We start from the raw sequence: 255 nt of genomic DNA on the forward strand, positions 1-255 counted from the left end.
TCGGATTCGAAGTCAGCAAAATGAAACTCGAGCTATTCAAGTTTCTCTATTATGGAGAGTTTGATCCTGGCTCAGGACGAACGCTGGCGGCATGCCTAATACATGCAAGTCGAGCGAATGTTTTAAGGAGCTTGCTTCTTAAAACGTTAGCGGCGGATGGGTGAGTAACACGTGGGCAACCTGCCCTGCAGATGGGGATAACTCCGGGAAACCGGGGCTAATACCGAATAATCAGTTTGTCCGCATGGACAAACT

1 rRNA gene is annotated in these 255 nt (G+C 48.6%); it reads left to right on the forward strand.

Going from position 1 to position 255, the window contains the following annotated elements:
• Positions 1–48 precede the first annotated feature (48 nt).
• A 16S ribosomal RNA gene (locus J4G36_RS18340) occupies positions 49–255 on the forward strand; the annotation flags it as partial.

The sequence above is a fragment of the Sporosarcina sp. 6E9 genome (assembly GCF_017921835.1).
GTDB lineage: Bacteria > Bacillota > Bacilli > Bacillales_A > Planococcaceae > Sporosarcina.